General features: G+C 42.3%; 11 protein-coding genes. 1 reads left to right on the plus strand and 10 read right to left on the minus strand.

The genetic code is table 11. The annotated features are described in order from the left end of the window. Positions 1-65 precede the first annotated feature (65 nt). From Q0E19_RS09655 to Q0E19_RS09685, 7 genes are all read right to left on the minus strand, one after another. A complete protein-coding gene (locus tag Q0E19_RS09655; protein WP_294409264.1) occupies positions 66-383 on the minus strand; it encodes a hypothetical protein in 318 nt (105 codons plus the stop codon). A 757-nt stretch (positions 384-1,140) separates the two neighbouring features. Continuing rightward, entirely contained in the window at positions 1,141-3,495 is a 2,355-nt protein-coding gene (locus Q0E19_RS09660; protein WP_294409274.1) for a homocysteine S-methyltransferase family protein, read from the minus strand. 4 nt (positions 3,496-3,499) lie between these two features. Further along, a complete protein-coding gene (locus Q0E19_RS09665; protein WP_294409265.1) occupies positions 3,500-4,174 on the minus strand; it encodes a methionine synthase in 675 nt (224 codons plus the stop codon). A gap of 335 nt (positions 4,175-4,509) precedes the next feature. Continuing rightward, positions 4,510-5,019, minus strand: coding sequence for a PBECR2 nuclease fold domain-containing protein (locus Q0E19_RS09670; protein ID WP_294409266.1), 510 nt, complete (start codon positions 5,017-5,019; stop codon positions 4,510-4,512). A 177-nt stretch (positions 5,020-5,196) separates the two neighbouring features. Next, a complete protein-coding gene (locus Q0E19_RS09675; RefSeq protein WP_294409267.1) occupies positions 5,197-5,781 on the minus strand; it encodes a PBECR2 nuclease fold domain-containing protein in 585 nt (194 codons plus the stop codon). A gap of 67 nt (positions 5,782-5,848) precedes the next feature. After that, on the minus strand, positions 5,849-6,232 hold the full coding sequence (locus tag Q0E19_RS09680) for a hypothetical protein (protein WP_294409268.1): 384 nt from the start codon (positions 6,230-6,232) through the stop codon (positions 5,849-5,851). Positions 6,233-6,386: 154 nt separating this feature from the next. After that, on the minus strand, positions 6,387-6,935 hold the full coding sequence (locus tag Q0E19_RS09685) for a manganese catalase family protein (protein ID WP_294409276.1): 549 nt from the start codon (positions 6,933-6,935) through the stop codon (positions 6,387-6,389). Between the two features lie 152 nt (positions 6,936-7,087). On the opposite strand from Q0E19_RS09685, the gene Q0E19_RS09690 reads away from it, so the two are divergent. Next, on the plus strand, positions 7,088-8,035 hold the full coding sequence (locus Q0E19_RS09690) for an Abi family protein (RefSeq protein WP_294409269.1): 948 nt from the start codon (positions 7,088-7,090) through the stop codon (positions 8,033-8,035). A gap of 231 nt (positions 8,036-8,266) precedes the next feature. Here the strand turns inward: Q0E19_RS09690 and Q0E19_RS09695 are convergent, their stop codons facing one another. The 3 genes from Q0E19_RS09695 to Q0E19_RS09705 are packed head-to-tail and all read right to left on the minus strand — an operon-like array spanning position 8,267 to position 9,539. Continuing rightward, complete coding sequence (locus tag Q0E19_RS09695; protein ID WP_294409270.1) at positions 8,267-9,082, minus strand: GH25 family lysozyme; 816 nt, start codon at positions 9,080-9,082, stop codon at positions 8,267-8,269. 2 nt (positions 9,083-9,084) lie between these two features. Beyond that, the gene (locus Q0E19_RS09700) at positions 9,085-9,357 is read right to left on the minus strand and encodes a hypothetical protein (protein WP_294409271.1); all 273 of its coding nucleotides are present in this window, start codon (positions 9,355-9,357) and stop codon (positions 9,085-9,087) included. After that, entirely contained in the window at positions 9,354-9,539 is a 186-nt protein-coding gene (locus Q0E19_RS09705; RefSeq protein ID WP_294409272.1) for a hypothetical protein, read from the minus strand. Before Q0E19_RS09705 ends, Q0E19_RS09700 begins: the two co-directional genes overlap by 4 nt. Positions 9,540-9,717 lie beyond the last annotated feature (178 nt).

The raw sequence follows: 9,717 nt of genomic DNA on the forward strand, positions 1-9,717 counted from the left end.
TAGATAATTATAACACTGCCGCAAAGTTTTGTCAACGATCATGTGTCCGAAATTTTGTACATTAGTCAAGAAAACAAACTTTTTATTATCTCCGCCAGTTTAAAGCCGAACTCTGTCTGCGAGCCGTCCTCTTCAATGACGGTGACAGAGCCTATCTTAGCTTTTTTAAGTCGGCTGTTTTCGGTTTCGCCGTCATCTGTGAATTCACGCTGTTCTATTGCCTGAGATGGGAAAAAGAGCGACATTTTCTGCGCTCTGCACATATCCAGCCGACCACCGCTCTCCGCAGAGGACATAACAGTAAAGGCAAAAGCAGCGCAAAGGCAAAAGGAAAGCTTTTTAAAGCCGCAGTTTTTCCCGAATTTTTTTTCAAATGAATACATAATACCCGCTCCAATCAAATCATTTCTGATATGATTATTGACAGAAAAAAAACTTTTAATCGTCTTCCCAGACGGGGTCGTTCGGGACACTCGGTAAACTCGCTGTCTATCGTCCGAACTTTTCATTTGCGCTCGGAAGAAACCGAGATATGGCTTTTACTGAAACAGGGTTTGATGAGGTCTTGTTTTGGCTCTTTTGGGTTTGATTAGGTCTTATCTCGGCTTTTAAAATCCTGCACACAAACCATAAACACCAAACAAAGCAAAAGTACTCACAAACTATCAAACGCACAAAGCAAGTTTTAGGATCAACCCCTTTTACAAAAGGGGTTGCTAGGGTTCAAAGGGGACAGCGTCCCCTTGTCGCTCCCGCAGGAGCGAAATCCCCATCGGAGGAGCTCCGCACAGGGTGAATTTGAAAATAGTCCAGCGGACTGTTTTCAAAGAGGGGCAAGCCCTGCGATAGAGGGCTGCCCCTTACTCGCCTCACGCACAAACTCCCCCGCAAGGGCTTGCCCCTTGCGCTGTCCTCGGGCGGACGGCTCGGTTCGCTACGCTCGACAAGCTCGCTGTCTACTGTCCGAACTTCTCATTTTGTGCTCGGAAAAAACGGAGATGTGGCTTATACTTAACCCCACCTTGCTAAATTCTCGTATGCCTTTACCTCACAAGACGTAAGCAAATCCCCACAAAAAATCGGAACGCAGAAACTCTCTCCACGTTCCGATAATATTTTTACTTTTTCCTGTCTATCAGGTCAGTTTCCGAATACCTGCCTTGCAATGTCTACCGACTGCTTTGCGTCCTTTGAGTAGAAATCTGCTCCTATCTGCTCCGCATAGTCGGGGGTAACTACTGCTCCGCCTACCATTATCTTGCAGTCAACATTGTTCTCCCTCAGCAGCTTTATGGTGTTCTCCATACTTACAAGAGTTGTTGTCATAAGCGCTGAAAGTCCCACAAGGTGAACGTCATTCTCTATGGCTGCGTCAACGACCGTCTGATAGTCAACGTCCTTGCCAAGGTCTATAACGTCATAGCCGTAGTTTTCAAGCAGCACTTTTACGATGTTCTTGCCGATATCGTGTATGTCGCCCTTTACTGTGGCAAGGATTATTTTTCCCTTTGATACGCTCTTTTCGCCGTGGGCAAGTATATACTGCTTTATTACCTCAAAACAACCCTGTGCTGTGCCTGCGGTCTGTATAAGCTGTGGGAGGAATATCTTGCCCTTTTCAAACTCCTCGCCTGCCTTGTCCAGTGCAGGGATAAGCAGATCGTTCACTATTACCATAGGGTCTGTGTTCTCTTCAAGAAGCTTTGCAGTAATGTCTGCGCCCTCTTTTTTAAGTCCGTTCGAGATAGCATACGGCAGGTCGATATCCGACTTTGCCTCTTTCTTTACGGGGGCTGCGCCGTCTGAATTTCCGTAGTGCGCAATGTAATCCACCGAGTTCTTATCTATGTTCGCAAGCAGCTTGTACGAACGCACTGTGCCTGTCATAGCGTCGATATTAGGATTTATTATCGGCAGGTCAAGTCCCTTTGTAAGACACATCATAAGGAAGTTGTGGCTCACAAGCTCTCTGTTCGGCAGACCAAAGCTGATGTTTGAAACGCCGAGGACAGTTTTCAGTCCAAGTTCGTTCTTTACACGCTCCACCGCCTTGACCGTTTCCATAACGTTCTCCTGCTCAGCCGAAGCTGTAAGGGTAAGGCAGTCGATATAAACGTCCTCTTTTCTTATGCCGCAGGAAAGCGCTCTGTCCAGTATCTTTTTCGCAAGCTCAAAACGCTTGTCTGCGCTCTTAGGTATTCCCTCTTCGTCAAGGGTAAGACCGACCACCGCTGCGCCGTACTTTTTAACAAGGGGCAGAACCGTGGAAAGTGACTTCTCCTCTGCGTTTACCGAGTTGACGATAGGCTTGCCGTTGTACACCCTCAGCGCAGCCTCCATTACCTCTGGGATAGTGGAATCAAGCTGGAGCGGAACGTCCGTTACGCCCTGCAAAGCCTTTACCGCTCTGCACATCATAGCCTTTTCATCAATGGCAGGCAGACCAACGTTCACGTCAAGTATATCCGCACCTGCGTGTACCTGCTCGATAGCCTGTCCGAGGATATAGTCGATATCCCCTGCCAGCAAAGCTTCCTTGAAACGCTTTTTGCCGGTAGGATTTATTCTTTCGCCGATTATTCTCGGCTGATCTATAACAACAGTATTTGCGGCAGAACAGCAGGCAGCAGGTACCTTCACATCACGCTGAACATACTTCTTGTCCGTAAGCATCTCTGCCAGTTTTTTAATGTAGTCAGGGTCAGTTCCGCAGCAGCCGCCTATTACCTTTATTCCCAGTGGTATAAGCTTTTCGGCAAGCTCCGCAAACTCCTCCGGCGAGCAGTTATACTCATTTGTCACAGGGTCAGGCAGACCTGCGTTCGGCTTTACCACAACAGGCAGAGTTGTCCATCTGCACAGCTTTTCCACAACAGGATAAAGTTCCTTCGGTCCGAGGGAGCAGTTTACACCCACTGCGTCAACACCCAGTCCCTCAAGGGTAAGGCACATAGAGCTTATATCGCAGCCTGTGAATGTTCTCATATTCTCCTCAAAAGTCATAGTGCATATGATAGGCAGGTCGCTGTTTTCCTTTGCCGCAAGCACAGCCGCTTTAAGCTCATAGAGGTCAGTCATAGTTTCAAAAACTATAAGGTCAGCGTCCTTTCCTGCGATAACAAGCTCCTTGAAAACGTCATAAGCCTCTTCAAAAGTCAGCGTTCCTGTCGGTTCAAGCAGCTGACCGATAGGACCGATGTCGAGAGCCACCAGAGTTGAAGTACCCTCCGCCGCAGTTCTTGCGTTCTTTATAGCCGCAGCCACAGTTTCCTCCACTGAGTAGCCGCACTTCGCCAGCTTGTATCGGTTTGCGCCGAATGTGTTTGCGTAAATAACGTCCGAGCCTGCGTCAACGTACTGCTTATGGATATCCACCAGCCAGTCAGGCTTTTCGATATTGAGCGCCTCAGGTGTCTCGCCCATTTTCAGACCCTTTGCCTGAAGCATAGTACCCATTGCGCCGTCAAGTATGATAAATTCTTTTTCTTTCAGCATTGTTCTAAGATCCACAATGTTCGCCTCTTTTTCTATACGGACAAGTGTCTTTCATACTGCATATGACGCAGCCTCTCCTGCCCTTTGATATTTTATTTTCAGACAGACCGATAACAGCCGTAACAGACTTTCTCGGTGTCAGTATATTGTTTGCCGTAGCATTAAGACCGATACGTTTCGGAGCGTCAAGCACCTGAAGGAACTCGCCCTGTATCTCAATAGGGAGATCGCCGTATCCCGGTGAGAACCGCCATGTCTGTTCAAGCTGAGGAAGGTCGCTTTTCACAGTTTTGTCCACTATATCGCACACCTGCTCAACAGCGGCGCTTGCGAGGAAATCAGTAATAACGGCTTTTGTCATATCCTCTGCCTCAAGCCGCCTAATTATCATATCCGCCCCAGATGACAGCGTTGCCGCAAGCAGGACGCATTTTGTGCAGTCTTTAAGATGAGCGGAGATATCCTTCCCCTCCAGCACAAGAGTAGTCCCCTCCACATTCACCGCATTTTCGCCGTGACTGATGTCAAAGACCTTATAAATAAATTTCGGTTTTACCACCGCAAGGAGATCCTTTTCGCACCGATCAATTATCCCCTGAATTTTTTCATCGGGCATATCCGACTTATACCCCATATATCTCAGCGCCTCACGCTGATCTATTTTTTCAAGCAGCAACATCTTCACCTCCGCTGTTCGATACATTATAACACATTTCATACCACATTACAAGGACTAACTTTTTAATTTTCTGTTTTCATGTTTTTCACGCTTTTCATATTTCCACATTTCCACGGGTATACTATTATAATATATACTTGTGGGCGAAAAAACATATATAATAGAAGAAAGCCGCCTTGATCTCTCAAAACGGCTTTCAAAGCAATGGTTATTTGGCAGGCGTAGCATTCTCCTGCATCTCTCGAGATTTCTCTCTGTCGTACCAGCGGCGTGTGGTCGCTACGAAGTTTACCACCTCAAATAACCTTTCTTATCTTATTCATATTATAGCATATTTATTCTTGACTGTCAAGTTTTTTATATACAGGAGTGTTATTTCTTAAACGTTGTGCAAATCGTTTTTCACTTTCGCTTATAGCGGTTATGATCGAGTTTTTAAAGTTAGGATCATCGCCTTCAACAACTAATCTTACCACAAGATTTATGTTTTTTCCTTTATGAGAAAATACTTTGGATACAATTGCAGTATCAGCCTTAATATCTTTAAATATGTAATCAGGATCCTCAATTATACTGCTGAAATACTCGTGATACTCAACATAAAAGTTCTGACCTCGTCGTTGAATTATATGCTCAATGCGATTATCTGTAATTATTACTTCATTAGTTAATATTCTTTTATCGGTAATATTTTGATACTTTTCAACATCTATCTTTCCTATACTATACACATCATTTACCGCCGTTCCTGTGGTCTTGGTATTAATTATACCACTTTCCGCAGTTTTGTCAACCAACCTCGCAGGCTTTATTGATTCTATTTTCAGATATCTGTATGCCAACACATAATAGAAGAAAACCGCTTTGATCTCTCAAAACGGCTTTCAAAGCAATGGTTATTTGGCAGGCGTACAACTCTCCTGCGTCTCTCGGATTGCTCCTGTCAGTACCAGCGGCGTGTGGACTGTACGAATTCCTCCACCTCAAATAACCTTTCTTATCTTACTCATATTATAGCATATTTATTCTGATTTGTAAAGTATTTTTTTATTTTTTATAAGTCGATTCCATTCCTTTTCATCAATTTTCATAAAAGTAATAATAGAATTTTTATATGTGGGATCATCTCCGGAAGTTGCAAGTCGTAAAACTGTTTTGAACTTTTCATTGTTGATCTCTATTTCTTTTAAAATCAATGCCGTGCTCGGTTTATTCGCTTCTATAATAAAATCTGGATACTTAACTATTTCCTCAAAATATCGGCCGAATCGTTCAAAGTCATTAGGGTGACGTTCCTTTATATGCTCGATCTGGCGTTCAGTGATAATAACTTCATCTGTCTGAATATCCTCCGTCACGCATTTATATATCTCAACATCTATCTTTCCTATACTATACACATCATTTACCGCCGTTCCTGTGGTCTTGGTATTTATTATATCACTTTGCGCAGTTTTGTCAACCAAAACAGCAGGCTTATTGATTCTATTTTCAGATATCCGTATGCCAACACATAATAGAAGAAAGCCGCCTTGATCTCTCAAAACGGCTTTCAAAGCAATGGTATTTTGGTGGGTGTGCCCTTTCCCACATTTCTTTTGACCCAAAGGGTGCGTAGCAGCACATTCTCTACTTCAAAATACCTATTCTTATCCTACTCATATTATAGCATATTTATTCTTTCTTGTAAAGAGTCTTATTCTTATTTATCAACTTACGCAAATTCTTATCTCTGATACGATAAAAAGTCATAACCGAATTTTTCAGTTCATCTTCGTCAGTTTCTAGAATAACCTTTACTACCAAATTCAAATTTGTATTCTCCAGTTTTTTAGTAACAAAAACTGTGTTTTCATTCTTTCCGTCTTTTATAATAAACTCAGGATCACTAACAACAGACAGACTATACTCCTCAAACAGCTCAAAATCCTCAGGATGTCTTACCCTGATATGTTCTATCCTCTCATTAGTAACGATCAGCTCATCAGTTTTTAATTTACCGAATTCACTTTCTAATGGCTGAGTATTGAGTTTGCCAAGTTCTATTATCTCAGCCACATCATCACTTCCTGCCTATATTATACCATATTTTATGGTTTTGTCAACCAAAACAGCAGGCTTTATTGATTCTATTTTCAGATATCCGTATGCCAACACATAATAGAAGAAAGCCGCCTTGATCTCTCAAAACGGCTCATCTTATACCTATCCGCTACTTGTCAAAGCTCGGATTGTATGCATAGAAATTCTTACTGTCAAGCATATCCTGCACAAGGCGAAGTCCCTCGCCGAAACGCTGGAAATGCACTATTTCCCTTTCACGCAGGAACTTTATCGGGTCACGCACGTCTGGATCATCGGCAAGCCGCAGAATGTTGTCGTATGTGACTCTTGCCTTCTGCTCCGCCGCAAGATCTTCCGTCAGATCTGCGATCGCATCGCCTGTACACTGGAACGTTGAGGCAGAGAATGGCACTCCAGAAGCTGCGATAGGATAAACGCCCGTGGTGTGATCCACGAAATAGGTGTCAAATCCGCTCTCCTTTATTTCCTTCATGGACAGGTTCCTTGTCAGCTGATAAAGGATAGTACCGATCATCTCGATGTGAGCAAGTTCCTCCGTGCCAACATCATTTAGTATCGCCTGCACCTCTCTGCACGGTGCAGAATAACGCTGGTTGAGATACCTCAGCGCCGCACCAAGTTCGCCATCGGGTCCGCCAAGCTGAAAAAACAGATAATGAGGATGATTAATTTGTATCTTTAAAAGCTAGAATTTTTAAATTTAAGGTATAATAATACAAATAGTCTTGAAAAATGTAAAAAAATATGTTATTATAGTTATGTAATCGTTATAACTATTACAATTATACATATGCTTTTTAATAATCGACACTTAAGCGAGGCGTAAATATGAATTGCAGACTAAAAAGCTCAAGACCTAAAAAAACAGCAGTTCAATTAGTAAGAGAGATGAGCCTTAACAAAGGAGTAACATTCAATAATATTACAAGGACGCAAGCCGTAAAATTTCTTCAAAGCAGAAATAATTACTTTAGAATTATATCGTACAAGAAAAACTATAAAAAAATTAATGGAACTTATCAGAAACTTGATTTTTCTTACCTTGTTGAACTGTCAAAAATAGATATGTACTTACGCAATCTAATTATTAAAGCGTGTATTGATATAGAACACTGTTTAAAAGTAAAAATATTACATGACATTGAATATAATAATCTCGAAAATGGTTATGATATTGTAGAAAGCTTTTTGTCCATACCAAAGAAAAAATATGTTATAGATGAAATACGCAGAGCGTCGTCTTCTCATTATAATGGGGAATTGATTGACCATTATTTTAACTATGAAATTACTAATGGCAAATTGCAACTTGATTGTCCTGTATGGGCCTTTTTAGAAATGATTTCATTTGGCACATTAATTGATTTTTATAACTTTTATTACAATAAGTATAATGGTTTTCCGATTAAGGCTAATATTCTAAATTCTGTACGAAGTTTAAGAAATGCTTGCGCACACAACAATTGTATAATACATGATCTTTCTCCCAGTCAAAGCACAAAATCGTTATATGAGATAGACTATTTTGTGAGCAAATGTAACACTATCGGCAAAACTTCCAGACGAAAGAAACTAAAAAATCAATTTATTTTGGAATTTACTTCCGTACTGTATGTTGTCGATCAATTACTTCCCAAAGACATGAAATCTTTACGCAAGAAGGAATTTAAGGAATTTTGTAATAAAAGACTTATTAGAGAAATAGATTATTTTAGTGATAGTTTATTAATAAAAAGTTCAATAATTTTCTTGAAGAATCTTGTTGACTTTTTCTAAGAAATCGCATATAATATTAAAGAAATAAAAAACCTGTTGTGAGGTTTTTGCACGGATAGTTAATGGATTTTATTCATTACTATCCTTATTTTTTACCCAAAATACCCGCCCCGATACTCTCCGAGTGTATGAAGTATTAATATATAAAAACACATACGCCATGCGTGGTCAAGAATGATAAAAATAAAAAATCAGCCGACAAGGAATAACCCCTGTCGGCTGAAACTATATCTACTTTATCTTAATTTTCTGCCCCACATAAATGAGATTTGCGTTCTTGATACCGTTGTCCTTGACAAGCTTCGCAACAGTAGTCTTATAACGCTGAGCGATCGCTGAAAGAGTGTCGCCACGTTTTACGGTATAAGTTACTACCTTTTTTGCGGTGGTCGTAGACGGCTTGCTGGTCGAACTGGTGACCTTCTTGAATCCGTTCAATCCTTTGGCTTTGATGAGCGTCGGATAATCCACATAGCAAATATCCATATCAACATTGCCGCTGATACCGTTGACCTTGCCTGTTGAGCTGTACTGCCACATACCGTATGTACCGCCATAGTTGCAGCGTGAGCCGTACTCAGCTACCCATAGAGCGTATCTCTTTGCGACATCTGTGGATATGTACTGCTGCAAAGGACTGCGGCTGATGTACAGCCCTGCCCAGTATCCTGCGCTTTCAAGTGCGTTGCAGAAAGTCTTGACAAGGCTATCGCAAAATGCTCTGCCCTTTACAAACTGTGAACGCTCCTCAAGGTCGAAGTATATCGGATACTCAAATGTCTTGCCCTTGATAGCGTTGATACAGGTCTGAGCCTCTGCCTTTGCTTCCTCGACAGTCGCTGCATAGCTGTACCAGTAAGCGCCGACTTTAAGTCCTGCCGCCTTAGCCGCCTTGTAATGACTCTCGAAACAAGGGTCTTTCTGATTGGCATACTTGCCGAAGCCAGCACGAATAATAACAAAATCAACCCCCGAAGCCTTTACCTTCTTGAAGTCAACGCCCTGCTGATACTGCGAAACATCAATGCCTTTGAATGTCTTTGCCATAACTATTCCTTCCTTTCCAAATCGTCAATCCTGTGATTAGCCACCTTGATTTTCTCGTCCATAAGTGCATAATCCTGCTCCAGCTTGTAAGTGCGTGCGATAACGGAATTGTGCTTGTCCACACGCTCTGACAGCTTGTCTATCTTGTATTCAAGCAGCTTCTGGCTGTCATACTGCGCCTGACGCATTGATTTTCGGCTGTTGGCGGCGATCAAAAGCTGACATATCACCGCCGATGCCGCCGTTATCAGTGCCACGATTATTGCTTCTGTCATTCGTTTTCACCTTTGCCTTTCTGATACTGTGTACCAAAGTAAAAAGCTATGACCGTTGTAAATATCGTCAAAAACTGCTCCGCTGAAATGGTATGTTTGAGTGCCAGCACGCAGAACACTATCGTCAGCAGGATAGTGACGATGGATTTTACGTCGATAAGTTTTGCAAGTTTGTTTTTCATGTTCTCCCTCCTATTATTCATCAAGCAGCGCATACGCACCGCTGTAAAGATAGCTTTTGCCGCCTATGTCAATAATGCCCTCGACCCCTGAATACGGCGATGTGGGGGTGACGTAAAGGTCGGGGCAGTAGTCATCAACGCCTGAGCAGACCACATTTACTATGGACGTGTACGGCAG

It is taken from the genome of uncultured Ruminococcus sp., from assembly GCF_934476685.1.
Taxonomy (GTDB): Bacteria; Bacillota; Clostridia; order Oscillospirales; family Ruminococcaceae; genus Hominimerdicola.

Excerpts from the sequence above, each read along its gene's own strand:
- Q0E19_RS09655 (WP_294409264.1), bottom strand. The coding sequence starts at position 383 with ATGTATTCATTTGAAAAAAAATTCGGGAAAAACTGCGGCTTTAAAAAG.
- Q0E19_RS09660 (WP_294409274.1), bottom strand. The coding sequence starts at position 3,495 with ATGCTGAAAGAAAAAGAATTTATCATACTTGACGGCGCAATGGGTACT.
- Q0E19_RS09665 (WP_294409265.1), bottom strand. The coding sequence starts at position 4,174 with ATGTTGCTGCTTGAAAAAATAGATCAGCGTGAGGCGCTGAGATATATG.
- Q0E19_RS09690 (WP_294409269.1), top strand. The coding sequence starts at position 7,088 with ATGAATTGCAGACTAAAAAGCTCAAGACCTAAAAAAACAGCAGTTCAA.
- Q0E19_RS09695 (WP_294409270.1), bottom strand. The coding sequence starts at position 9,082 with ATGGCAAAGACATTCAAAGGCATTGATGTTTCGCAGTATCAGCAGGGC.
- Q0E19_RS09700 (WP_294409271.1), bottom strand. The coding sequence starts at position 9,357 with ATGACAGAAGCAATAATCGTGGCACTGATAACGGCGGCATCGGCGGTG.
- Q0E19_RS09705 (WP_294409272.1), bottom strand. The coding sequence starts at position 9,539 with ATGAAAAACAAACTTGCAAAACTTATCGACGTAAAATCCATCGTCACT.